Raw genomic sequence first — 24,615 nt, forward strand, 5'->3', positions numbered from 1 at the left:
CGATGTTAAAGCCAGCGCATGCGTATCGTATTTATGGGAACACCGGATTTTGCCGTGCCCTCGCTTGACGCTCTTTTGAAGTCGGATGACGAGGTAGTGGGAATCGTTACACAACCGGACCGCCCCAAAGGGCGCGGTCAGTCACTCGTATTTTCACCGGTCAAGCAACTGGCGGAACGTGAGCGCATTCCTCTCCTGCAACCGAGCAAGATGAAAGATCCGGATTTTCAGAAAAGTCTAGCTGCCTGGAAGCCGGATGTGATTGCGGTTGCCGCCTTCGGGCGCATCTTGCCGCAGTCGATCCTGATGCTTCCGTCCAAAGGATGTATCAATGTGCACGGCTCTCTGTTGCCGAAGTATCGCGGAGCCGGTCCCATTCAATGGGCGATCATCAACGGCGAAACGGAAACCGGCATCACCACGATGCTGATGGATGAAGGTATGGATACCGGAGCCATGCTGCTTCAGGAGTCACTGATTATCGATCCGAGCGATACGGCGGGTAGCTTATCCCCAAAACTGGCTGCATTGGGCGGTCGATTATTGGTTGAAACGATCCATCGCTTGAAAGCCGGAACGTTGACTCCTATTCAACAGGACCACAGCAAGGCGACGATGGCGCCTCTACTCAAAAAAGAAGATGGAGTAATCGATTGGAGCCTGAGCGCCAAGGACATTGCCAATCGAGTCCGCGGTCTGACGCCCTGGCCCGGCGCATATACGTTTCTGGGAGGAGAGCGTTTAATGGTATGGCGTGTACATCTCGCAGCCACCATCACGTCCGATGCTCCCGGAACGATCACCGCGGTCAAAAAGGATGAAGTTCACATCGCGACCGGCGGAGGCACCCTGATCATGACGGAGCTCCAGAGCGCGAATGGGCGACGGATGACAGTTGGACAGTATCTTGCCGGACATCCACTTCAAGTCGGTGCACGTTTGGGAACAGAGACCGCGGCATAGGTCCTGTTCTCGACCTCACGGTCACTCATGTCCAAAGGTTCCGGATCGGTATTCTTATCAGGCCGGCTTCAATCTGCACGGTCGGTCGCACTTGCCGTATTGATCCAATCGGTAGAATCCGGTGAGGGCGTCGACCTTCTGCTCGACCGCGCCCTCGACCATTCTTCATTGGATAAAAGAGATCGCGCGTTGATGATGGAACTTACCTATGGAGTCCTGAGGCGGCAGGGAACGATCGACTGGCGGCTTACACCGGTGCTCGACAAACCGATGCGCCGGCTTCCTGTGATGGTCCAAATGCTGCTGAGAATGGCAACGTATCAGTTGCTATTTTTGGATCGCATTCCCCCCTCGGCGGCCGTGAACGAGTCTGTACGTCTGGCCAAGGCTGCCACAAAAACTTTGGGACGAGATTGGAGCGGGTTCGTCAATGCCGTGCTGCGTTCATTGATTCGTGAGCCGGTACCTCCATGGCCATCGGTGGATGATGATCCGACTGCGGCCTTGGCCGTCCGGTATTCGGTGCCCGAATGGCTGAGCCGCCGATGGATCGATCGGTTGGGGATCAGGGCCGCCGAGGCCTCCTGTGAGCAGGCCGGGACGATTCCTCCGGTCACGATCCGTGTGAATCGTCTGAGGACGACCCGGGATGAATTTCTCGGCCGGTTGATTGAAGCCGGCGTGAACGCCATTTCAACAATCGTCAGTCCGTGGGGGATTGTCCTGAAAGACTGCGGCGCAATCCGATCGCTCCCGGGATTCGAGGAAGGGATGTTTTATGTCGAGGATGAAGGGGCGCAGATGATTCCTCTTGTGCTCGATCCCCGTCCCGGCGAGGCGGTTCTCGACGCCTGCGCGGCGCCGGGAGGAAAGGCGACCCATCTCGCGGAAATCATGAGCGACAACGGATTGATTTACGCAGTCGATCGACACAAGGCGAGGGTCGATTTGCTAAAAGCCAATTGCCGCCGGCTGGGGATCAACAGCGTGATGCCGGTCGTCGGTGATGCCAGGCGGCAGTGCGAGTGGTCGGTGACCGAAGACGACAGAGGCGACGCGCGTCTTCCGGCGACCTTCGACCGCATTCTCGTTGATGCGCCATGCAGCGGGCTAGGTGTCTTGCGGCGACATCCGGAATCGAAGTGGCGCAAGCAGGATTCGAGCTTCGAGCGGCATCAACTTCTGCAGCTGGAAATACTGCGCTCAGCGGCCGTCAGCTTGCGACCCGGCGGGACGCTGGTCTATAGTACGTGTTCGACCGAGCCGGACGAAAACGAAATCGTGATCGAGAAATTTCTCTCTACCCACGGGGGGTTCCGGCGTGAGTCCGCGGCGCCGTGGCTTCCCGCCATCGCTCGGGATCATTTCCTGACACCCGGGGGTGCGTATTCGACTGAAGGGAATCTGTATTCCATGGATGTGTTTTTCGCCGCACGGCTCAGAAAGCGACTCGCATGACCCGATCCGTCCACATCGCTCCTTCGATCTTGTCCGCTGATTTTGCGCGGCTGGCAGAAGAGGTTGGCGCGGTCGAACGGGGCGGGGCCGACTTGCTGCACGTCGACGTCATGGACGGCCATTTTGTTCCCAACCTGACCGTGGGCCCTCCAATCGTCGAATCGTTGAGAAAAGTCACCAAGCTCCCGTTGGACGTGCATCTCATGATTACCAATGCCGATGCGTTCATTGCAGAGTTCGCTTCGGCCGGTGCGGACTACATGACGGTGCACGTGGAGGCCTGCCCTCATTTGCACCGGACGATCCAAGCCATCAAAGAACATGGCGTGAAGGCAGGGGTGACGCTCAATCCTGCCACCTCTCTGCACACAATCGAGGAAATTCTTCCCTACGTCGATCTCGTCCTCATCATGTCGGTCAATCCAGGCTTCGGCGGCCAACAGTTCATCGAGTCGTCTCTGCAGAAAATAGCGGCTGTCCGGCGAATGCTCGACGAGATCCAGAGCTCGGCGCTCTTGGAAGTGGACGGAGGAATTAAAGTCAACAATGCCGCTCAGATCCTGGCCGCCGGTGCAGAAGTCCTCGTGGCCGGTTCCGCTGTCTTTACGAGCCGTGACTACGGCGCCACGATTGCTGCGTTGCGCGGCGCGGCGCATCCGGCCGCCTCTGCGCAGCGATAGGCTTTGGGTGGATATTTCATTACTCATCGACAGCCTGCATCCTCTCGAAATCCGCGTGCTGACCGCGTTCGGCCAGCGGGTTGTCGCGGCGACGCTCGACTCGGAACAGCTGGCCGAGGTGACGGGGCTGGAACCATCGCAACTGAGCATGGCCGTCGAATGGCTGCTGGCGAAGTCGCTTCTCGTCATCGACAAAGAGACGATCACTCCGGTCGTCTCAATCACTCCAATCGGACAACAGTACCTTGATGCCTCCTCCCCGCTCGAACGGGTGCTCGCGGCCGCCCGTCAAGGAGCCGAAACCGGCCATCGCGTGACGATACAGGCTCTTCAATCTCAGGACGGGCTCGATTCTTCCCTCGTCAGCAAAGCCGTTGGCCGGCTCAAGAAAGAAGGCGCGCTGCTGATCGTGCAGGGTGGTTGCATCGAATCGACGGGACGGCCAAGCCCCACTGCTGAGCGGCTTCGAAGCCTGTTCCAAGAACTGCGCCACAGTCCGCGAGAGCTGCAAAGTTTTCCGGAGCCGGAGCGCCACGTCATTGAAGACTATGCAGTCAAGCGAGGTAATGCGAAAGAGCCGTTTCGGATCGACGAACGCGTGGCCCGGGTATTCAAGCTTTCGGCCGAAGGCGTCACCGCGTCGGAACACCTGGTTGCACAAGGCGTTGCCGAGGAAGTCTCCCAACTCAGCCCTGAACTCCTCAAGGACGGAGGCTGGCGCAACAAGCGCTTCAGAAAATACACCATCAGTCTTCGGCCTCCAAGGATCGGAACCGGGAAAAAGCATCCATACCGAGAGTTTCTCGATTCGGTCAAGACCAAGCTGGTCAGCATGGGCTTCCTCGAAATGCGCGGCTCGCTGGTCGAGACCGAATTCTGGAACATGGACGCCTTGTTCATGCCGCAGTTTCATCCCGCCCGTGACATTCATGACGTGTACTTCGTCAAAGAGCCGACACATGCCGGGCACATTGCCGAGCCGTTTCTGACTCGCGTCGGCCAGACGCATCAGAACGGGGGAACCACGACGGGGTCGACCGGATGGGGTTATCCGTTTGATGCCGAGCGGGCGAAGCGGTTGGTCTTGAGAAGCCAAGGGACGGCCGTTTCTGCGAGGACGTTGGCGGCTACTCCAGCGACGCCGGGGAAATACTTCTCGATCGCGCGCTGTTTCCGTTATGACCAGGTCGACGCGACGCACGCGACGGACTTTTTCCAGGTGGAGGGCATCGTGCTCGGAGCGGACATTAATTTTCGAACCCTGCTCGGCCTGTTGAATCTCTTCGCTCGCGAGGTCGCGCAGGCAAGGGAAGTCAAATTCCTTCCCGCGTATTTTCCATTTACCGAGCCGTCCGTGGAACTGCACGTGCGCCATCCCCGACTCGGCTGGATGGAGTTGGGCGGAGCCGGGCTCTTTAGGCCCGAAGTCACGTTGCCGCTCGGCGTTGGAGTTCCCGTCATAGCGTGGGGGCTGGGGCTCGATCGTATGGCCATGGTGGCACTGGGAATTCACGACATTCGCGAGCTTTTCACCGACAATCTGGAATTGATCAGAACCACCAAGGTCCCGCTGTAATGTAGATCGGACTACCGGCATGCCCACTATTTCCATCTTTAAGCACGATTTTGAATCGCTGATCTTCGGCTACAGCCACTCACGGAAGACCATGGCCTTGGATCAGATCGAAGAGTGGCTGATGCTCGTGAAAGGGGAGTTAAAGGGACACAATGCGGAGACCGGTGAACTCCGCATTGAGCTCCAGGACAGCAACCGGCCGGACTTGTGGTGCTGCGAAGGCATCGCCAGGCAGATCCGGACCAAGCAGAAGGGCCGTCCCGGTCCGTATCCGTTCCTGAAGCGAAGGACTTCCGTTTCACGGAAGATACACGTGGCGGCGGGCCTGCGAACTGTCAGGCCGTTTATCGCCGCGTGCACCGCCAAGGGCTATCGTGTTACTGCCGAGGGGCTGGCTCAGCTCATTCAGACTCAGGAAAAACTCGCCGATATCTTCGGCCGGAAACGAAAGACTCTGTCGATCGGGCTGTATCGGCTCGCGAACATTCGCTTTCCTGTGACCTATACCTTGGTCAATCCGGATCAGGCCCGGTTTACTCCGCTGGGCATGGAAACCGTCATGACGCTGTCAGAAATTCTGATGGTGCATCCCAAGGGAATCGAGCACGGGCACATCCTGCAAGGACATGACCGCGTCCCGCTCCTTCACGATGCCAACGAGCAGGCATTGTCGTTTCCGCCGATCATCAACAGCCGCGAGATCGGGGAAATTCAGGTCGGCGACGAAGAACTGTTCGTGGAAGTCACGGGGATGGATTTGCCGATGGTCATGCTCACGCTCAATATCCTTGCGGCCAACCTGTCGGATCGAGGAGCCGCGATCGAGCCGGTCGAGATTCGGTATCCCTCTAAAACGGCCGTGGGGAAATCCGTACTGACGCCGCAAGATCTCGGGCGTCCTCTGGTGCTTCCGGTGAAAACAATCGAGCAATCGCTCGGGCAACCGCTCGGTGGTCCTGCCGTCAAGAAGGCGCTGGAAGTATACGGCTACGATGTGCAGGTCCGAAATGGAAAAGTAAAGGCGAAGTTGCCGCCGTTCCGCCAGGATTTGCTCCACGCCATGGACGTCGTGGAGGACGTGGCGATCAGCCGAGGGTATGCCGACTTTCTCCCCGTCATGCCGTCCCAGTTCACCGTTGGTGGCCTCTCGCAGATCGAACAGCTGTCCGATCGATCCCGTGAGCTGATGGTTGGGATGGGCTTTCAGGAAATCATTTCTAATATTTTGGGATCGCCCAATGCCTATCGGGATTCTATGCGACTCGCAGGGACGGAATGGGGACGAATGGTGGAGGTCGATAATACGATGTCCATCAGCTTCTCCTGCTTGCGCCAATGGATGATCCCATCTCTTCTCAGAGTTGAGGCGGCCTCCAACAGAGCCTTCTATCCGCATCGCATGTTCGAAAGCGGGGAGGTGGCGATACCGGACGATTCACATGAGGTGGGGTCAGTCACGGCAACAGTGCTGGGGGCGGTCATGGCGCATGCTGCGGCGCATTTCTCCGAGATTCACTCCTGTTTGGATACCCTGCTCTATCATCTTGATCGGCCGTATACGCTCCAGCCGTTGGCGCACCCGTCGTTTCTCGATGGACGGGCGGGAAGAATTCTCTTGGAGGAGATGCCCGTTGGTCTGATAGGAGAATTACATCCCGAGGTGTTGGAACGTTGGCAGATCGGGGTGCCCGTCGTGGCGTTCGAGATCAATCTATCCCGGCTGCTTTCAGCCGCAGGGCGATGACGGAGAGCGGTCGAACCGTCGCTCCGTCATCGTGGATCCCGAATCGTGCAGCAGTGTTCCGTGCGAACTACGCGGAGGCGGGAGTCAGGTGCTGCTTGGCTAAGCCGACAAGTTGTTCGAATCCCGGAGCATCCTTGATCGCCATGTCGGACAACACTTTCCTGTCGAGCAGGACATTGGCCTTTTTCAACGCGTTGATGAACCGGCCGTAAGTCAGTCCGTGTGCTCTGGTCGCCGCGCTGATCCGTGCAATCCACAATTGCCGGAATTCCCGCTTACGATTCTTCCGTCCCGTGTACGCGTACTGTTGACCCTTGTCGACCGACTCCGTGGCTGATCGGAACAGACGGCTTTTTGCTCCGTACTGTCCCTTAGCCAGCTTCAGCCTCTTCTTACGTCTGGCCCGTGTTTTAGGTCCGCCTTTTGCGCGTGGCATGACTCGTACTCCTTGTTAAGGACTGTCCCCAGTGAAATGCATTGACCGCTTAGGCGTACGGTAACAACCGGCCCAAGGCGGCGGTTTTCGTGCTATCGACCACGACCGAGCCGCTCAAGCGCCGTTTACGCTCCCGGTTCTTGCTCGTGAGGATATGCCGTTTGCCGGCCTTCTTGCGTAAAAACTTTCCGGTTCCCGTTTTATGAAACCGCTTGCTCGCTCCGCTGTGGGACTTCATTTTCATGGTCTACATTCCTTTGGTTAACGGTCAGGTCGGCACGGATTAATTTTTGGGGGCGACGATCATGATGAGGCTGCGGCCTTCCATGCGGGGGGCGTATTCGATGGTACCCGTTTCCGAGAGCTCCTGAATGACGGCATTCATGACGGTGCGCCCCATCTCCTGATTGGCCATTTCACGGCCGCGATAGGTGAGCGTGACCTTCGTCTTATTCCCTTCTTCCAAAAACCCTTTGATCTGACGGACTTTGATTTCCAAATCGTGCTTGTCGGTACGCGGTCGGAGCTTGATCTCCTTGACCTGCGTGGATTTCTGGTGCCGTCGGCTTTGATGGTCCTTCTTGCTCAGCTCATACTTGTATTTTCCGTAGTCCATGATGCGACACACGGGTGGAACCGATGTGGGTGCAACCTCGACCAGGTCGTACCCATTCTCCTGCGCCTGCCTGAACGCCTCCGGTGTAGGAAGAATTCCAAGCTGTTCACCTTCTGCCCCGATGACTCGGACTTCACGAACACGGATTTCGCGGTTCACGCGTAGTTTGGGGACGATAGGCCACCTCTCATGATGTGGGTGAATGTTGCTGTGTGGATCGATTCGCTTCAGCTCTCAACAAGTCGAGGGCTCCGGCAATCGTCATGGTTCCGAGATTGGCGCCGCTGCGCCCGCGGACGGAAAGGCTCCGGCTCTGAACTTCGCGGTCGCCGACGACGAACATAAATGGAATCTTCGCCTTTTCCGCCTCTCGAATCTTCAGACCGATCTTCTCGTTGCGGAGGTCGGCTTCGACTCGCAAGCCGGCGGCCTTCATCTCGGCGACGACCGTACCGACGAACTCACGTTGCTGATCCGTGATCGACATGACAATGGCCTGGACCGGTGCGAGCCAGACGGGAAACGCACCCCCGTAATGCTCGATCAAGATGCCGAAAAATCGCTCGATCGAACCCATAAGCGCCCGATGGATCATGATCGGCTGGTGAGGCTTTCCGTCTTCGCCGATGTACCGAAGTTCAAACCGCTCAGGATTGTTGAAGTCGATCTGAATGGTCGAGCACTGCCACGATCGTCCCAGGGCGTCCTTGATCTTGATGTCGATTTTCGGGCCGTAAAAGGCCCCGCCCCCCGGGTCCAGATGAAAAGCGATCTCTCGTCCCTTGAGCGCCGCTTCAAGCGCGCTGGTAGCCAAAGTCCAATGCTCGTCGGCGCCGACCGATTCCTTGGGTCTCGTAGACAGGAACACTTCGAACTCGTTGAACCCGAAGGTCCGCAGAATAAAGAACGTGAAATCCAGTACGCGACTGACTTCGGTTTCAATTTGATCAGGCCGGCAAAACAGATGGGCGTCGTCCTGCGTGAAGCCTCGGACACGAAGCAGTCCGTGAAGCACACCCGTCCGTTCGTATCGGTAGACGGTTCCCAACTCACCGTAGCGGATGGGCAGGTCGCGATAACTGCGGAGGTGTGATTTATAGATCATGATGTGATAAGGGCAATTCATCGGCTTCAACTGATACTCGCTGCCCTCAAGCTTCATGGACGCGAACATGTTTTCGCGGTAGTAGTCCACGTGACCGCTGGTTTTCCACAGATCCAGGCGCGCCACATGGGGCGAATACACCAGTTCGTATCCATCCTTGAGGTGCTGTTCACGCCAAAAATTCTCAATAAGCAACCGGATCGCAGCGCCCTTGGGATGCCATAGGACCAAGCCCGGTCCGATTTCGTCTTGAACGGAAATCAGGTCCAGCTCCTTGCCGACCTTGCGGTGATCGCGCCGTTTGATCTCCTCCAGCCGGGCCATATGCGCATCGAGCTCGGTCTTGGTAGGAAACGACGTGCCATAGATCCGTTGCAGCATTGGATTGCGCTCGTCGCCACGCCAATAGGCACCGGCCGTCGTCAGAAGCTTGAAAGCCCCGATATGGCCTGTCGAGGGAAGGTGCGGACCGCGGCAGAGGTCGACGAAATCTCCCTGGGTGTAGGCTGAGATGGGTTCATGATCAGGGAAGCCTTTGATGAGTTCGACTTTGTAGTGTTCGCCCCGGGATTGAAAGAAGTCGATCGCTTCTTGTTTGGAAAATTCACGTCTGGAGATCGGAAGCTTGCGCTTGGCGATCTCCAAGGCCCGGGCTTCGATCTTTTCCAAATCTTCAGGTGTGAACGGACGATCGAACGCGAAGTCGTAATAGAAGCTATCTTCAAGCGCGGGACCGATGGTCAATTGGGCGTTTGGAAACAGTTCCTTGACTGCCTGAGCCATGAGGTGGGTGCTGCTGTGACGATAGACTTCACGGCCCTCGACACTGTTAAAATGTAGCGGGTCTATAACGGAATCGGCGGTCAGGACGGCGGACAGATCAGTCGGTTGACCGTTGACATTCGCGGCCAGAAGATCCGAACCGACTGGGACGCCAGCCAGTGCGAGGGCCTGCGCGACCGTCTGGCCGCTGGGAACATCAAGGACCGCCCCGTTTTTAAAAGTCACTTTAGGCACGAATTTTTACTTTCCGGTCTATTGCGCTGATGGAACGTGGCTTGGTGTATCAGAAACTAAAAACTAGGTATCCAGGGTGGATGCAAAAATACGAAAGGCACCCCCACCGCCCGCAGCGATCAGGTGCCTCGGCTAGATGGTAGGCGCGGACGGTCTTGAACCGTCGACCTCTACCGTGTCAAGGTAGCGCTCTCCCCCTGAGCTACGCGCCTATCGTCCGAACGGGCATGCTAATATAGGCCCGCACAAGGTGTCAAGAAACACAAAAGAGAAGGAGCACCTTCGCCAATGCGGGCGAAGGTGCCGCCTCCTCTCTTGCTAACAGCAACGAAGTCCGGTCGTATGGTCTTATCGAACCGCCGACTTCAGCACTTTCCCGGCCGAGAATTTTGGAACCTTGGCAGCCGGAATCTTGAGCGCTTCGCCTGTCCGAGGATTCCGACCCATCCGGGCCTTTCTCTTGGAGATCGTAAACGTGCCGAAGTTGACCAGAGAGACACGCTGTCCCTTCTTGAGCGACGAGGTCACCGCTCCTGTAAAAGCCTGGAGCGCATTCCCTGCAGCCACCTTCGTAATTCCGGCGGAGGCAGCCATCTTCGCGATCAGTTCTTCTTTCGTCATTATCTTTCCTCCTCCTTTTATTTATAATGTGTGGGTTGATGCACCCGCCAACTTCCGATTCCTGCGCCGGTTTGAATGTGTTCGGTAAATTATCAGGCCTCGCCAACCGCACGGCCCCGCTTCACAGGGATATGCAGATCATGAATTTTCTTGCGAAGAGTGTTCCGGTTGAGTCCGAGCAACTCGGCGGCCTGGATTTGATTGCCCTTTGTTTCCTGCAAGGCGCGAGTGATCAAAGGCCGTTCAATGGCCGAAATCAGGATTGGATGTAGATTACGGCCGGATCCATTCCGCATCCCTTTGACGAAGTCTCCCATTTTTGATTCCAAATATTCCTCCAGAGAGGAAGGGGCGCTGCCGTTCAACGCCGTGCCTTTATCCCGTCCCATGCCCTGCATGAATTTTGACGCGCGTTTCAGAACGGACCTCGGGCCTGTCACCACCAAGGTCTGTGAGACGTCGATAGAAGGGGGAAGGCCGGGAGTTTGACCATGGATACCAGGCTTAGATTCGATAATGACGGCATCGTAGCTGCGCTTTGCGGCCTCGCGCGGAAGCGCACCCGCATCTTTTGCCACAGTCAAGTAGGCGTCCTTGAATGCATGCTTGAACTGATGCTGGATGTCTGCGTCGCCGCTCAGCAACAGAATACTGAACGAAGAAGAGAGTGTCATGAAGGTTGTCACCCGAAGAAGAGGGGCGGATTATTGCCCAGGGCCGATTTGATGTCAACGAAGAATTTGGCCCTGACGATCGTACCTAGTGGCATTGATTGAATGTCATCGCACAGTCCGCTTCTGATGACTGCGCAGAAGATGGCCACGTAGGCAATGACGTCATTTTACTGCGTGACGTGGAGTGCGAATAATAAAATTTTGATGTGCCTGGACAACTGCGTTCTCAAAATATTGCGAACAAGGGCCATCACTCACTGATTTTCGGCAGGGTCGATTACATCACATCTGAGACTTGACATCATAAGTGTAGGCCTGGTTATAATATCATTCGCTTTAATTCCGACCGGAATACTGAAGTATGAAGGTATCTCTTCGATCTTCTTACGGAATCATGGCAGCAGTCGATCTAGCTATGCAGTCAGGCGCTTCACCAATACAGACGAAGTCTATCGCGAGGCGACAAGGTATTCCCGCCAGATTTCTCGAGCAGGTTCTGCACGCCATGAAAAAGGCAGGACTTGTTTCCAGCTTGCGCGGAGCTCAGGGCGGATACATCTTGTCGAAGAAGCCCTCGCTTCTGACGGTCGCGGAAATTCTTGAAGCTCTCGAGGGACCCTCCTTGCCCGCTGCCGGTATGAACGGCCACAGCCCATCGAGGGGCCTCTCTAGAACGGAACAGTTGCTTGCCAAGGTCTGGGATCGCGTCAATGCCGCTCAGCGCGACGTGCTTCAGGGCATTACGGTAGAGGAGTTAGCCTCGCAGCAACGCCAACTCGAACAACAACGCTCTCTCATGTATCACATCTGAGGTCACGTATGAGTCACACGACGACTGTCGATAACACCGTTCAAACTCAAGCGATTCCTCCCGAGATTCTCGAGGAAATCCAGACATTCGAAACCGAGTCTCGCCGGCTCCTGTCAGGTGAAATCGTCAGCGATCTCTTCAAACCGTTCCGATTGCAATACGGCATCTATGGTCAACGGCAGCCTGGCGTGCAAATGGTTCGCATCAAGATTCCGTTCGGAGGGATCACGGCCAATCAATTGCGACGGGTGGCCGAACTCGCCGATCGTTATGCCACGGGCGTAGGGCATGTCACGACTCGCCAGGACATCCAGCTTCATTTCGTGGAATTAAAGGATGTGCCGACCATGATGCGCGGCCTGGCCGAAGTCGGACTCACCACCAGGGAAGCCTGCGCCAATACTGTTCGTAATGTCACCGGATGCCATCTCGCCGGTGTCTGCCCCGGCGAGGTTTTTGACATAACGCCCTATGCGAAAACCGTCGCCTATCATCTGTTACGGAATCCGCTCAATCAGAGCCTTCCACGGAAATTCAAGATCGCATTTTCCGGGTGCAAAACGGACTGCGCCCTGACCCCTATCCATGATATCGGGTTGCTCGCCGCCAGGCGAGAAGACGGCACGATCGGCTTTCGCATGGTCGCGGGCGGCGGTCTCGGTTCCGCTCCTCGGATCGCGCAGGTTCTGAGGGAATTCACCCCGATGGAAGAGTTGATTCCCAGCATCGAAGCGGTCATCAAGGTGTTCGACACCCTGGGCAACCGCAAAAACCGCAATAAGGCGCGGATGAAATTCGTCATTGAAAAGCTCGGGTTTGCCGAATTCAAGCGGCGATGGGAACAGGCTTATACGGCAATGGGATGTGCCCGTCCCACGTCTGAACCATTGAAACTGCTGCAGCACCGAGACGAGCCCATTCCACTGATCATGCCGACCTCTCCCGCAGGAAAGACAAAGCCGGCAGAAGGGAACGGCCATGTGAACGGGGCGCATCACGAGACGCCGTTTGAGATGTGGAGCCGCACCAATGTGGTCCAACAAAAACAGGCGGGCTATGTATCGGCCGTCATCAAGCTCTTCATGGGTGACCTGACGTCGAGTCAAATGTTGCTGGTAGCTGCCCTCGCCGATCGGTATTCCAACGGAAACATTCGCACGACCATCAATCAAAACATGATTATCCGATGGATACCCGAATCGAGTGTCGGACCGTTATACGAGGAGCTCGCTTCACAGGGCCTATCGGATCCTGGGGCCGAGCTGGTCGAAGACATTATCGCCTGTCCCGGGACGGATACGTGCGGCCTCGGGATCACGTCGTCCAAGGGCCTCGCCCGAGCGTTGGCAGAAGTATTTCCGGCCGGTAGAGTCCCTGCCGATTTGCGGGACGTCAGCGTCAAGATCAGCGGGTGTCACAATTCGTGCGCCCAGCATCACATTGCCACCATCGGGTTGCACGGGGTGGGGAAGCGCATAGGCGAACATACTGCGCCGTTTTACGAGCTGCATCTCGGTGGAAAGGTGAACGGGACAGCCAAGATCGGTCAGCTGGTGGTCAAGCTTCCAGCCAAGGCGGTGTCGGCGGCCATCACCCACCTCATCGAGGTGTACCGGCGCGATCGAAAACCCGGCGAAGGCCTTCCGGCGTTCATCGATCGGGTCGGCAAGAATGCGTTGAAGGATGAATTGATTCCCTACACGATCGTTCCGACTTTTGCCGACGATCCCGGCTTCTACTACGACTGGGAGGGGGAAGAGGAATTCGTTCTGGAAGATCTGGGGCCGGGAGAGTGCGCCGGCGGCGCGCTCGAAATGATCGAGAACGGCATCCTGGAGGCCGACCAGGAGCTGTATCAGGCGAAGTTGTTGGCCGACAATCATCAATATTCCGTATCGGTGAACAAGTCGTATCGCGCCGTCCTGGCCGCAGCCAAAGCACTTTTGGTCACCGAAGGTCTTGAGCCGTCGAGCGATGCGGAAACCTTTCAGGAATTTGATGTGCGGATCGCAGACAAAGGCGTGGTGCCCGCTACCTATCGGCAATTGAGCCGGCAGGTGGGCGACCTGGGACCGAAGGACACCACTGCGGCCTCGGCATTGGAGAAGATGACCTTCGCCAAAGGGTTTGTCGACGCGTGCCGAATGGCGACCGATAGTATGGGGAAGGACCTCAAATTGGGCTCAGCCCATGACATCAAGCCCGTTCCTCAGCAGGCCGCGGAAATCAAACCGGCTGCTTCCGTCCCAACAGGTGCTCCAGTCTATGACCTGCGCGGGGTGGCCTGCCCGCTCAATTATGTCAAGACGAAGCTCAAGCTCGAAATGATGGACAGCGGCGACCGCCTGGAGGTGTGGCTTGACGCCGGAGAGCCCATCAAGAATGTGCCCATGAGCCTCAAGAATGACGGACATAAAGTGCTGTTGCAAGAAGCGCTCGAGCCGCAAGCCGAACACTTTCGTGTGCTGGTCGAAAAAGTTGAATAACGGGCTCGTGGAAGGGGAGTCGATGACGGCCTTGCCAATCGAGGATATACGGAAGTGGGGAGACTCGTTCGATCTCCGCCAGCCGCAAGACATTTTGGCGTCGGCGATCGAACGATATCACCCGAAAATCGTGCTGGCGTGCAGCTTCGGTGCGGAGGACGTGGTGCTTGTTGATATGATTCACCGCATCAATTCAGCCGTGCCGCTCTTCTATCTCGACACAGAGTTCCTGTTCCCTGAAACCTATCGGACACGCGATCGTATTATCGAACGTTATGGGCTCGAGCCGGCACAGGTCCATCGGGTGACGTCTTTCCTCACGCCGCAGCAGCAAGCCGAACAATTCGGAGATGCCTTGTGGAGCCGCGATCCCGATCAGTGTTGCCAGCTTCGAAAGGTGGAACCGCTGACGCGCACTCTTAAGAATTTTGATGCGTGGATCACGGGCATCCGGAGGGATCAGTCGCCTACAAGAGCCGGTGCGCGAGTCATCGAATGGGATGAGAAGTTTCGTTTGGTCAAAGTCAATCCATTGGCTCGCTGGACGTGGACGGACGTGTGGACGTACATCACGGTCCATGAAGTTCCGTACAACGAGCTGCATGATCGCCATTATCCGAGTATCGGGTGTTCGCACTGCACGGCTCCGGTGATGCCCGGTGAAGACCAGAGGGCCGGACGCTGGAAAAATAACACCAAAACGGAATGTGGACTTCACAAGGCCTCATGATGTCGTTCCCCCTCCTCATCGCCAAAATCGCCAAAGGGCAGCGGGCCGCAAAAGACCTCACCTGGGATGAAGGCAAGCGCGCCATGAAGGCGCTGATCGAGGGAGAAGCCACTCCTGCGCAGGCCGGTGCGTTCTTGACGGCCATGCGCATCAAAATGGAATCGGTCACCGAATTGGCATCGTTCGTCGCCACGGCCAGGTCCTATGTCGTTCCTCTTCCGATTCCCCGGGACAGCGGTGTCGTGGATGTGCCGTCGTATGCGGGGAAGCAGGACACCTTTCATGCGATCGTCGCCTCGTGTATCGTCGCCGCCTCAGCCGGTGCGCTCGTGCTGATGCATGGGTATGACGGCATACCTGGTCGGCCCGGCACGGCCGCCGTTTTGAAGGCACTCGGTATTCCGGTTGATAGTGAGCCACATGTCGTTGCCGACACGGTGACGCGGCAAGGGTTTGGTTACTTGGACATCGGCCTCTATCATCCTCCTCTCTATCGATTCCTCGAGTTGCGAAAAGAATTGGGTGTTCGGAATGTCTTTCATCCGATCGCACGGCTCTTGAATCCTGCGCGCGCCTCGTCACAGGTCGTGGGTCTCACGCATCCTCCGCATTTTGAAAAGACGGCCGAGGTGTTGAGAATGTTGGGAACTCCTCGAGCACTTGTCGTGAGGGGAGTCGAAGGCGATCCTGAATTGTCGATCGCCATGGCGACGAAAGTATTGGAATTGCGCGATGAACGCATTACGCCATTGACGCTGGCCCCGAAAGATGTCGGCCTGCCATTGGGGACGTCCCGCGAGATGGCCGGATTTTCCGTCGATCAGCGCGGCAGGGAAGCGGAGTTGATCAAAGGCCTTCTCACCAACAAGATTCAAGGCGGACCCCAAAACTGGGTCATCCTGAACGCAGCCTTGCTTCTCTATGCGGCGAACAAAGAAGCATCGCTCGCTGCCTGTATTCCGCTGGCCCGCCGGGTGATCGAGAATGGGACGGCGGCGAGGAAATTCGAAGAGTTGAGTCGGTCCCCCGTCGGGGCCGGTTCGGTGTCTCACATCGCATGAGGGGAAACGGAAGAGAAGGAACAGGTCGTGAAACATCTGCGGCAGTTGGAAGATCAAAGCGTCTACATTCTTCGGGAAGCCTACAAGCATTTCGATAATCTTGCGATGCTTTGGTCGATGGGCAAGGATTCGACCGTGCTGCTGTGGCTCGCACGCAAGGCCTTCTTCGGCCACGTTCCATTCCCTCTGCTCCATGTGGATACCAGTTATAAGATTCCGGCCATGATCGAGTATCGTGATCGGCTCGCCCGCGAATGGCATCTCAACCTCGTCGTGGGACAGAACAAGGAAGCCTTGGCTGCCGGGATGAATCACACACTGGGTCGTGTCACCTGCTGCACGGCATTGAAGACCAACGGACTGAAACAACTGTTGGAGCAAAAAGGCTATACCGGTGTCATTCTAGGAGTCCGTGCCGATGAAGAGGGGACGCGCGCCAAAGAGCGGTATTTCTCTCCGCGGGACAAGCACGGGGATTGGGACTTCCGCGACCAGCCGCCCGAATTGTGGGACCAATTCAAAACGACGTTTCCTCCTGGTACGCACATCAGAATCCATCCGCTCCTTGATTGGACGGAGATCAATATTTGGGAATACATCAAGCTGGAAAATATCCCTTTTATCGATCTGTATCTCGATAAAGGCGACGGCACCCGCTATCGAAGCCTCGGCTGTGCCCCCTGTACCATGCCGATACAATCCAAGGCTAAGAATGTCGATGACATTATCGAAGAGCTGCGGCATACCACGGTGGCTGAGCGCTCTGGGCGTGCGCAGGACGAAGGGCGCGGGATGGAGTTGCTCAGAAAAGACGGATACATGTAAGCCGATACCCGGAAGCTGCGGTCCGCTGCCGCACTGAGGGCAACTCCGTTGGTAATGAGACGACACGGGTTCTCTCTATATTCCCTTCACAGGCTGACTGAACGGTGACCGAGATCATTTGTAGAGGAGCTCCAGTACCATGACGAGTGCACCGACCAAGCCGTCCGAACATCTCAACATCGTCATCGTCGGCCACGTCGACCACGGTAAATCCACTCTGCTCGGACGTCTCTATGCCGATACGGGATCGTTACCGGACGGCAAACTGGAAAAAGTGCAGGCCATCTGCCGGCAGCAAGGGAAGGAATTCGAGTACGCGTTTCTCTTCGATGCCTTTCTGGAAGAACAGGAGCAGGGCATCACCATCGACACGGCCAGAACCTTTTTCATATGGAAAGGCCGCCAGTACATTATTATTGATGCACCGGGTCATAAGGAATTCTTGAAAAATATGATTTCCGGAGCGGCCAGGGCCGAGGCCGCTCTCCTTCTGATCGATGCCTTGGAAGGCGTGAAGGAACAATCCAAAAAGCACGGCTATCTTTTATCGCTGCTGGGCGTGCGTCAGTTCGCGGTCGTCGTCAATAAAATGGACCTTGTGGGTTATCGCCAGGATGTCTTCGATGGAATCGAAAAGGAGTATCGGGAGTTTTTGAGCCAGTTCGGGGCGACCCCGGAAACGGTCATCCCCGTCAGCGCGAAGTTGGGTGACAACATCGCGAATCGTAGCCAGGCCATGGCGTGGTATCAGGGTCCCACGGTGTTGGAGACGCTCAGCCTGTTTAAGAAGGAGACCGCCCGAACCGAGCAAGCGTTACGGTTTCCGATACAGGACGTCTACAAATTCGATGCCCGTCGCATCATCACCGGCCGCATCACGGCGGGACGACTGAAGATCGGCGACCACCTGGTATTTTCTCCTTCAAACAAGCGTGCCAACATCCGATCGGTCGAAGCCTTCAATATCGAGCCGGCCCCAACCGGCGCCGAGGCGGGGCAATCAGTCGGGATCACGCTCGACGAGCAGATTTTTGTGGAACGAGGAGAAGTGGCGACTCACCAAGACGAATTGCCGCTCGTCTCGACGGCGTTCCGCGCGAATCTTTTCTGGCTCGGACGTCGCCCGTTGGAGAAGGGACGCACCTATCTGCTGCGGGTGGCAACCAAGGAAGTCGACTGCGAAGTGGCAGCCATTCACCGAATCATCGACACGATGCAATTGGACCAGCAACAAGACAGCACGTCCGTTGCAAGAAATCAGGTCGCGGAATTGACCCTGAGGACAAAGGCCCCGGTCGCGTTCGATCTCTCATCGTCGTTCGAATCGACGGGTCGATTCGTCTTGGTCGACGACTATGACATTTCCGGCGGCGGCATCGTGACCGAAATGGTTCATGACGACCAGGAACTTCTCCGCGAGGAGGCGCGTCGACGCGACTTCGCGTGGGTCAAAGGTGAAGTAGGTAACGAAGCGCGTGCGCAGCAATATGGTCACCGCGCGGCCATCGTGCTGGTTACGGGCGGGCGGCATGCCGGAAAATCGTTTCTTGCGAAGAAACTCGAAGCTCGGCTGGTCGCCGATGGACGTCATGCGTATCTTTTGGACGGAGAAAATCTCCGCCGCGGACTCGATGCCGATTTGTCGTCAGCTGAGCGGAATCACACGACTGAAATGGCGCGGCGCTATGGCGAAGTCGCCAGATTGTTGATTGATACAGGTCTGATCGTCGTCTCAACCACCAATCCGTTTGGGATGGGCTATACGGAGGCGGTTCAGGCGATACGGACGCTGGTGCACCCGGCTCCGGTCATTGCCGTCCATATGAGTAAGACACCGGAAGAGGTTCCGCCCGATACAGATATCGTGCTGGCCGGACCGACGGATTTCGACGATTCCACGGAGCGGATCGTGGATGAACTGAAACGTCGGGGTGTCCTCGCGCACGCGATTGGAGCAAAACCCACGTTTCAATATTCGATTTGATGTTGCTGGCCGGTATGCATTTTCAAACAACAATGTCGCCTGTGGACATCCTCTTCCGGTGGTTTGACTCCTCGGAAATCCTTATGTTAGCGTACCTTCTCCACTAGTTCGCTGCGCAATATGAGGCCCTCTCTTCATGGCTCCTGAGAAAGATTTAAAGACGATTTTGGGCAAGCTGAGGTATTCAGACGATGCCAAAGTCGTTCAGCAGATCACCGAGCAGATGCAGCAGGTCCAAGTCCGGATGGCCGGTATCCGGCACAAACTGGTCGTCATGAGTGGAAAAGGCGGCGTCGGGAAAAGTATGACGACCGTGAACCTTGCCCTTGCGTTTGCCAGACAACATGCCCGTGTTGGATTGCTCGACGTCGACCTCAACGGACCATGTGTTCCCAGAATGTTAGGCCTTCATGGGCAGTCCTTGACGATGACACCGCAAGGAGCGGTCCCTCCGATCGGTCCGCTCGGAGTCAAAGTCGCGTCGATGGATTTCTTTTTAGGGGCTGCATCGCCCGTACGGTGGAAAGGTCCTATGGATGTCAGTCCCGTCTGGCTCGGGCTGATGGAAATGAACGTCATTCGGGAGTTTCTTGCAGACGTGGCCTGGGGTGAACTCGATTATCTTCTCGCCGACCTCCCGCCGGGTGCGGCCGCCGATAAGCCGCCCGTGATGGCCGGGTTTATTCCCGATCTTGCCGGTGCAATCGTGGTGACCACGCCTTCCGAGGTTGCCTCTGATGTCGTTCAGAAGTCGGTGACGTATGCCCGCGACATGGGCATCAAGGTACTGGGTATTGTGGAAAACATGAGTGAATATCGATGTCCATCCTGTGGCGAGCAAAACGAATTATTCGAGGGTAATACCGAAGCCATGTGCGAGGTGTTGGACCTTCCTTTGCTCGGCCGCGTCCCCTTCGACCGGAAATTGGCTCGGACCTTTGATAAGGGTGAGCCGTTGTTGGATGAGACGTATCCGACCATTCAGCGGTATCAGGACATTGCCGGTCGCATACGAACATTGCTGGACTACAAGAAAGTCCTCGCCGAAAAATTGTGACGCGCATCCAAGAGGAGTTGCCATGAAATTTGTATGTCTGAACTGCGAAACGTACATGAACTTTGAAAAAGTTGAAAAACCGGGAGAAGGTTCGCTCGGTGTGTTTTTCGGATGTCCCTCCTGCGGGGCCAAGTTTTCGATGGTGACCAACCCCGGCGAGACTCAAATGGTCAGTTCCCTCGGCGTGAAACTGGGAGGGAGGACCGTGAGCGCGGAACCTTTTGAGATGACCAGAGGGACGTTAAAGGACGAAGCGTTGGCCGGCTCCGGGCAAATGGCAGCTTATCTGAACGAAAAAATCCAGGGCGGGCAACCGGCTGCCGCACCGGCCATGTCATCGACCAAGGCCGGTGAAAAATCCTCCAGCGGCTGTCCATTTTCCGCAATGGTGGCGGAAATGGGATTGACCTCGTCCGGAAAGCCTGCGAACGGCGGAGCCCAAAAGTCTGAATTCACGTGGACAGCGGATGCAAAAGAGAAGCTGGACAAACTCCCCGTATTCGTTAAACCGATGGTGCAGAGCAGCGTTGAGTCGTATGCCCAGAAGCACGGATATTCGACCATCACGCTCCAAGTCATGGATGATTCGAAAAACGATTCTCCGAACGGGATGTCTTGGACCAAAGAAGCCGAGCAGCGGTTGGACAACATCCCTGACTTCATCCGGCCAATGGCGCGGAAAGAAATCGAGCGGCTGGCCAAAGAGCGCGGGGTGGCCGCGATTACGGCTCAGGTCATGGATGACGCCAAGGACAAGTTCATGAAATTTATGTAGCGAACCACCACTGCAACGATTGAAAGCTCTGGGCCCATTCGGGACACCGAATGGGCCCTTCCCTTGTCAGATGCACATCGATCGTCTTCTGGTACGCCCCGGACTTCTCGCCGCGTTGCTTGTCGTGGCATCGCTGGCGGTCAGCCACGTGACCGGAATATTTTTTGTGTTTCCGTCCCATGCCCAGCACGGATCGCTCCCGCATTCGTCCACCCTCGAGGCTGATGCAGCGGGTCTGACCCATCATGGTCATGGCGGATCTCTGAATGGTTGGGAGGGTTCGTCCGAAGGCATTGCCTATTCGGAGCGCAATCACCATATCGCGGGATGGTTTGTCATTCTGATGGCCTTGACTGAACTCGGCCATGCGCTTCGACTGCCGTACATTCGTTGGACCAAGCTGCTTTTGCCAACGGCCATGACCGGGATGGGTCTGTTTCTGCTCATCTGGAGCGACCACGAAGCCTGGCCGGTGGGCTCCATGAGCTTCACGCAGACGTTTTTCGGACATGATCAAGAGATTCTTCAGCACAAGGCCTATGGCGTCCTTGCCCTTCTCGTCGGTGGCGTCGAATTTCTCCGCCGCACCGGCTGTGTCGAGCATGTGGCATGGGCCATTCCACTGCCGACCATGGCCATCGTCGGAGGATTCATGCTCTTCGGCCATTCACATGGCATCCATCCGTCCGCCGACTTGATTGCCGCGCATCATGCCATCATGGGTGCCCTCGCGATCAGTGCCGGCTCATCGAAGCTGTATTCCGGCTGGCAGTCCGGTGCATTGAAGACCGGAGGTTCCAGATGGGAAATCCTCTGGGCCGGGCTGATTCTTTTGATCGGCATGCAACTGCTTATCTATTCTGAATAAACCTCACGGCCGGGATTCGCTCCGCCTGTAATTGACACCCCGCGAAGCGCTATGTTAGTGGTACAAAGTTAGGACTTATCTGAATTTGGCGGACGAGCCGCTATCTGGCATCGGAGTGACCAAATGGGTGGACATAGTCACTGGGCAACGATCAAACGACATAAGTCTGCTCAGGATGCTAAGCGTGGGAAAATTTTCACGAGAATTATCCGTGAGTTGACGATTGCGGCCCGTTCTGGGGGCGATCCTGACGGAAATCCACGTCTGCGTTTGGCGATCGCCAAGGCAAAAGAAGCCAACATGCCGGGCGATACCATGAAGAAGGCGATTCAGCGTGGGACGGGAGAGCTTCCCGGTGTTTCCTACGAAGAATTTACACTTGAAGGTTATGGGCCAGGAGGCACCGCGTTATTGCTCGAAATTACCAGCGACAACCGCAACCGAACGGTAGCCGAAATCCGCAGTCTCTTTACAAAAAATCATGGAAATATGGCAGAAGCCGGGGCAGTGGCCTGGCAGTTTCAAAAGAAGGGGCTGGTGACGATCGAGAAGGAAAAGATCAAGGAGGACGATTTGTTGACCCTTGCGCTTGACGCCGGCGCCGAGGACGTCAAGGTCGGTGAGAAGACATTTGAGGTTGTCACGGAGACTCAGGCGTTCGACAGTGTAAAGAAAGCTCTCGCAGATGCCAAGATCGATACCTCGTTGGCCGAGATCACGTTCATCCCGCAAAATACCGTCAGGCTGGAAGAAAAAGACGCCGAGCAAATGCTCAAGCTCATGGAAATCATGGATGAGCATGACGATGTCCAAAAGACCCATGCGAATTTTGATATTTCGGACGAGGTGATGGAAAAAGTCGCCGCCGCGGCGGCCGGGTAGGTCTTCTTTCTTTCAGCCCCAGTCCGACACGATTGCATGATCGCCCTCCTGACAGGCCGATTGGCCTCTAAGGCGCCGACGCACCTGGCGCTGGATGTCCACGGCGTCGGATACGAAGTCTTCATTCCCCTCAGTACCTATTATTCCCTTCCTAACCAGGGCGACACCGTGACGTTGAGCGTTCATACGCATGTGCGTGAGGACGCCTTCCAGCTCTTCGGATTCATGACGCAATTGGAGAAGGAATCCTTCCTCTTGTTGACGACCGTGTCGGGTATTGGTCCCAAGACATCTCTGGGCATTCTCTCCGCTCTTCCGGTATCGGATCTGATTGCCGCGATCCAAAATGCCGATGTGGACACCCTCGAAAGCATTCCCGGAATTGGAAAGAAATCGGCTGGACGCATCGTTCTTGAACTCAAAGATAAAATGAGCAAGTTACGCTCGGGATCGGATATCCAGGACGAGGGGCGGCAAGACGGGCAGGACCGCACCGCCGAAGATGCCCTCTCTGCCCTGACCAACCTTGGCTACCGGGCACAAGATGCCAAGGAAGCGATGAAGAGAGCGAAACACCTGAATCCGGGAGCGGCGAGTTTACAGGAGATGATCCGCGAGACATTGAAAGAACTCGCGAGGAGGTAAGGATGTGCATCGGCTTTGGGAATCAGCTGCTTCGATGGACGTTGACAGTGGGTATTGGCATCGGCGCCGTCGTCCCAATATTGCCCGCCTCGGTTATGGCGGATGAGTCACCGGCAGAACCCAAGAGCATTCGGAAAACGTGCGGAACGTGCCCGGAAGGTTATGCAACGGTTGGCGTCACGGATGCCCCGACGATCTGCAAAGATGGGGATCCCACATTGGTCCAATGCGTGCCCCTCGGTTCTAATGTACTGTCGGTCTGCGGGTCCTGCCCTGAAGGCTATCGTGAAATGGGCGGGTCTTCAGTTCCGGTACGCTGTGGAAACCGCGACGGAGGCAGGATGAGTCAATGTCAGTTGGAAAAGATGGGAAGCGAGCTTCCTGACCCGATGAAGGGAGGCAAGACTTGCCCTCCTGACTGCGGCAGTACCGCCGTGCCTGGCCAGGGAGCACTGCCTCCTCCTCCAAGATATCTGCCTGCTCCGGAGAATAAGTAGGATCTCGATCACCCGAATGACGATGACCCCACGAACAGTCAGCCCGCAGCTAAGTGACGACGAACGGAGCACAGAGAACATCCTTCGTCCACAAACCCTTCAGGACTATGTCGGACAGTCCCGCATGAAGGATTCCCTTCGGATTTGCATCGATGCGGCTAAGCAGCGAGGCGAAACACTCGATCATACAATCTTCTATGGCCCTCCTGGACTCGGGAAAACGACGATTGCGCATATCATCGCCCGTGAAATGGGTGGAACGCTGCGGGCGACGTCCGGATTGGTGCTGGCCCATGCGGGGGATCTCGCGGCAATTCTGACCAATCTTCAAGAGCGTGATGTGCTCTTCATCGATGAAATTCACCGTCTTCCCGCATCGGTTGAAGAGGCGTTGTATCCCGCCATGGAGGACTATCAGCTCGACTTAGTGGTCGGTCAGGGGCCGGCGGCCAGAACCGTCAAGTTGGATCTTCCACGGTTCACCTTGGTCGGTGCGACGACAAGAGCGGGGGCGTTGACGTCACCATTACGCGATCGGTTCGGCCTGGTTCATCGACTTGAATTCTATACCTCCGATGAGCTTCAAACCATCGTAACCCGTTCGGCCGGACTGCTTGGCATTTCGGTCGATGCGGCTGGCGCCGAGGAGATCTCCCGACGGGCGCGTGGAACACCAAGGATCGTCAATCGCCTGGTCAAACGCGTAAGAGACTATGCGCAAGTCAAAGCGGAAGGGCGTATTACAAAGGTCGTCGCTCAGGACGCCTTATCGTGGCTGGGAATCGATAGCGCCGGGTTCGATGAAATGGACCGCAAGATTCTCCTGACCATCATCGAGAAGTTCGGGGGCGGTCCAGTGGGCGTCGAGTCCCTTGCAGCGGCGGTCCAGGAGGATAAGAGCACGATCGAGGACGTCCATGAGCCCTACCTCATCCAAGCCGGTTATCTGGAACGCACCGGGCGGGGACGCCAGGTAACCAGAGAAACCCTCGACCACTTCAAGAAACCCACAAATCGGCTGTATTAAGCCACCACGTTTCACCTCATGCGGCGATCGGCGTGTGATGCGCAAGCTCCCGAAACTGTTGGGACTCCTTGCTTTCC

General features: G+C 56.5%; 24 protein-coding genes and 1 tRNA gene. 18 read left to right on the forward strand and 7 right to left on the reverse strand.

From position 1 onward, the window contains the following. Positions 1–18: 18 nt before the first annotated feature. The 5 genes from fmt to pheT are packed head-to-tail and all read left to right on the forward strand — an operon-like array spanning position 19 to position 6,421. Complete coding sequence (fmt, locus tag W02_RS13080) at positions 19–963, forward strand: methionyl-tRNA formyltransferase (RefSeq protein WP_173048399.1); 945 nt, start codon at positions 19–21, stop codon at positions 961–963. A 27-nt stretch (positions 964–990) separates the two neighbouring features. Next, positions 991–2,421 carry a 16S rRNA (cytosine(967)-C(5))-methyltransferase RsmB gene (gene rsmB / locus W02_RS13085; RefSeq protein ID WP_173048401.1) on the forward strand — a complete coding sequence of 477 codons (1,431 nt, stop codon included), beginning with the start codon at positions 991–993 and terminating at the stop codon, positions 2,419–2,421. Continuing rightward, a complete protein-coding gene (rpe, locus tag W02_RS13090; RefSeq protein WP_173048403.1) occupies positions 2,418–3,101 on the forward strand; it encodes a ribulose-phosphate 3-epimerase in 684 nt (227 codons plus the stop codon). The genes rsmB and rpe overlap by 4 nt, the downstream gene beginning before the upstream one ends. A 7-nt stretch (positions 3,102–3,108) precedes the next feature. Beyond that, on the forward strand, positions 3,109–4,677 hold the full coding sequence (locus tag W02_RS13095; RefSeq protein ID WP_173048405.1) for a phenylalanine--tRNA ligase subunit alpha: 1,569 nt from the start codon (positions 3,109–3,111) through the stop codon (positions 4,675–4,677). A 19-nt stretch (positions 4,678–4,696) separates the two neighbouring features. Beyond that, a complete protein-coding gene (pheT, locus tag W02_RS13100) occupies positions 4,697–6,421 on the forward strand; it encodes a phenylalanine--tRNA ligase subunit beta (protein WP_173048407.1) in 1,725 nt (574 codons plus the stop codon). Positions 6,422–6,488: 67 nt separating this feature from the next. Here the strand turns inward: pheT and rplT are convergent, their stop codons facing one another. From rplT to W02_RS13135, 7 genes are all read right to left on the reverse strand, one after another. Next, entirely contained in the window at positions 6,489–6,857 is a 369-nt protein-coding gene (gene rplT / locus W02_RS13105) for a 50S ribosomal protein L20 (protein WP_173048409.1), read from the reverse strand. A 49-nt stretch (positions 6,858–6,906) separates the two neighbouring features. Further along, entirely contained in the window at positions 6,907–7,101 is a 195-nt protein-coding gene (gene rpmI / locus W02_RS13110; protein ID WP_173048410.1) for a 50S ribosomal protein L35, read from the reverse strand. Between the two features lie 39 nt (positions 7,102–7,140). Further along, complete coding sequence (gene infC, locus W02_RS13115) at positions 7,141–7,650, reverse strand: translation initiation factor IF-3 (protein WP_173051477.1); 510 nt, start codon at positions 7,648–7,650, stop codon at positions 7,141–7,143. Between the two features lie 10 nt (positions 7,651–7,660). Further along, positions 7,661–9,595, reverse strand: a complete 1,935-nt coding sequence (gene thrS / locus W02_RS13120; protein WP_197742014.1) for a threonine--tRNA ligase — start codon at positions 9,593–9,595, stop codon at positions 7,661–7,663. 137 nt (positions 9,596–9,732) lie between these two features. Next, positions 9,733–9,807 (reverse strand) — tRNA-Val (locus W02_RS13125). Positions 9,808–9,943: 136 nt separating this feature from the next. Continuing rightward, positions 9,944–10,216: an HU family DNA-binding protein gene (locus W02_RS13130; RefSeq protein ID WP_173048412.1), complete on the reverse strand. Its 273-nt coding sequence runs from the start codon at positions 10,214–10,216 to the stop codon at positions 9,944–9,946. Positions 10,217–10,308: 92 nt separating this feature from the next. Further along, a complete protein-coding gene (locus W02_RS13135; RefSeq protein WP_173048414.1) occupies positions 10,309–10,890 on the reverse strand; it encodes a helix-turn-helix domain-containing protein in 582 nt (193 codons plus the stop codon). Between the two features lie 361 nt (positions 10,891–11,251). On the opposite strand from W02_RS13135, the gene W02_RS13140 reads away from it, so the two are divergent. The 13 genes from W02_RS13140 to ruvB all read left to right on the forward strand — a co-directional run bounded on the left by W02_RS13140 (position 11,252) and on the right by ruvB (position 24,538). After that, positions 11,252–11,701, forward strand: coding sequence for an Rrf2 family transcriptional regulator (locus W02_RS13140; protein ID WP_255458501.1), 450 nt, complete (start codon positions 11,252–11,254; stop codon positions 11,699–11,701). A gap of 8 nt (positions 11,702–11,709) precedes the next feature. After that, entirely contained in the window at positions 11,710–14,187 is a 2,478-nt protein-coding gene (locus tag W02_RS13145) for a sulfurtransferase TusA family protein (RefSeq protein ID WP_173048418.1), read from the forward strand. A 22-nt stretch (positions 14,188–14,209) separates the two neighbouring features. After that, complete coding sequence (locus tag W02_RS13150; protein WP_173048420.1) at positions 14,210–14,917, forward strand: phosphoadenylyl-sulfate reductase; 708 nt, start codon at positions 14,210–14,212, stop codon at positions 14,915–14,917. After that, complete coding sequence (gene trpD, locus W02_RS13155; RefSeq protein ID WP_173048422.1) at positions 14,914–15,978, forward strand: anthranilate phosphoribosyltransferase; 1,065 nt, start codon at positions 14,914–14,916, stop codon at positions 15,976–15,978. Before W02_RS13150 ends, trpD begins: the two co-directional genes overlap by 4 nt. 27 nt (positions 15,979–16,005) lie before the next feature. Next, positions 16,006–16,803: a sulfate adenylyltransferase subunit CysD gene (cysD, locus tag W02_RS13160; RefSeq protein WP_173048424.1), complete on the forward strand. Its 798-nt coding sequence runs from the start codon at positions 16,006–16,008 to the stop codon at positions 16,801–16,803. Positions 16,804–16,942: 139 nt separating this feature from the next. Then, a complete protein-coding gene (locus tag W02_RS13165) occupies positions 16,943–18,787 on the forward strand; it encodes a GTP-binding protein (RefSeq protein WP_173048426.1) in 1,845 nt (614 codons plus the stop codon). Positions 18,788–18,923: 136 nt separating this feature from the next. Next, positions 18,924–19,844, forward strand: a complete 921-nt coding sequence (locus tag W02_RS13170; protein ID WP_173048429.1) for a P-loop NTPase — start codon at positions 18,924–18,926, stop codon at positions 19,842–19,844. A gap of 22 nt (positions 19,845–19,866) precedes the next feature. Further along, positions 19,867–20,619, forward strand: a complete 753-nt coding sequence (locus W02_RS13175; RefSeq protein ID WP_173048431.1) for a PCP reductase family protein — start codon at positions 19,867–19,869, stop codon at positions 20,617–20,619. 70 nt (positions 20,620–20,689) lie between these two features. Then, positions 20,690–21,487, forward strand: a complete 798-nt coding sequence (locus W02_RS13180) for a hypothetical protein (protein WP_173048433.1) — start codon at positions 20,690–20,692, stop codon at positions 21,485–21,487. Positions 21,488–21,610: 123 nt separating this feature from the next. After that, positions 21,611–22,369, forward strand: a complete 759-nt coding sequence (locus tag W02_RS13185) for a YebC/PmpR family DNA-binding transcriptional regulator (protein ID WP_173048435.1) — start codon at positions 21,611–21,613, stop codon at positions 22,367–22,369. Between the two features lie 36 nt (positions 22,370–22,405). Continuing rightward, on the forward strand, positions 22,406–23,014 hold the full coding sequence (gene ruvA, locus W02_RS13190) for a Holliday junction branch migration protein RuvA (RefSeq protein ID WP_173048437.1): 609 nt from the start codon (positions 22,406–22,408) through the stop codon (positions 23,012–23,014). Positions 23,015–23,016: 2 nt separating this feature from the next. Beyond that, positions 23,017–23,511 (forward strand): hypothetical protein, encoded by a 495-nt coding sequence (locus W02_RS13195; protein WP_173048439.1) that lies wholly within the window; start codon positions 23,017–23,019, stop codon positions 23,509–23,511. A gap of 22 nt (positions 23,512–23,533) precedes the next feature. Further along, entirely contained in the window at positions 23,534–24,538 is a 1,005-nt protein-coding gene (gene ruvB / locus W02_RS13200) for a Holliday junction branch migration DNA helicase RuvB (RefSeq protein ID WP_173048441.1), read from the forward strand. Positions 24,539–24,615 lie beyond the last annotated feature (77 nt).

The organism is Nitrospira sp. KM1 (assembly GCF_011405515.1).
Lineage (GTDB): Bacteria > Nitrospirota > Nitrospiria > Nitrospirales > Nitrospiraceae > Nitrospira_C.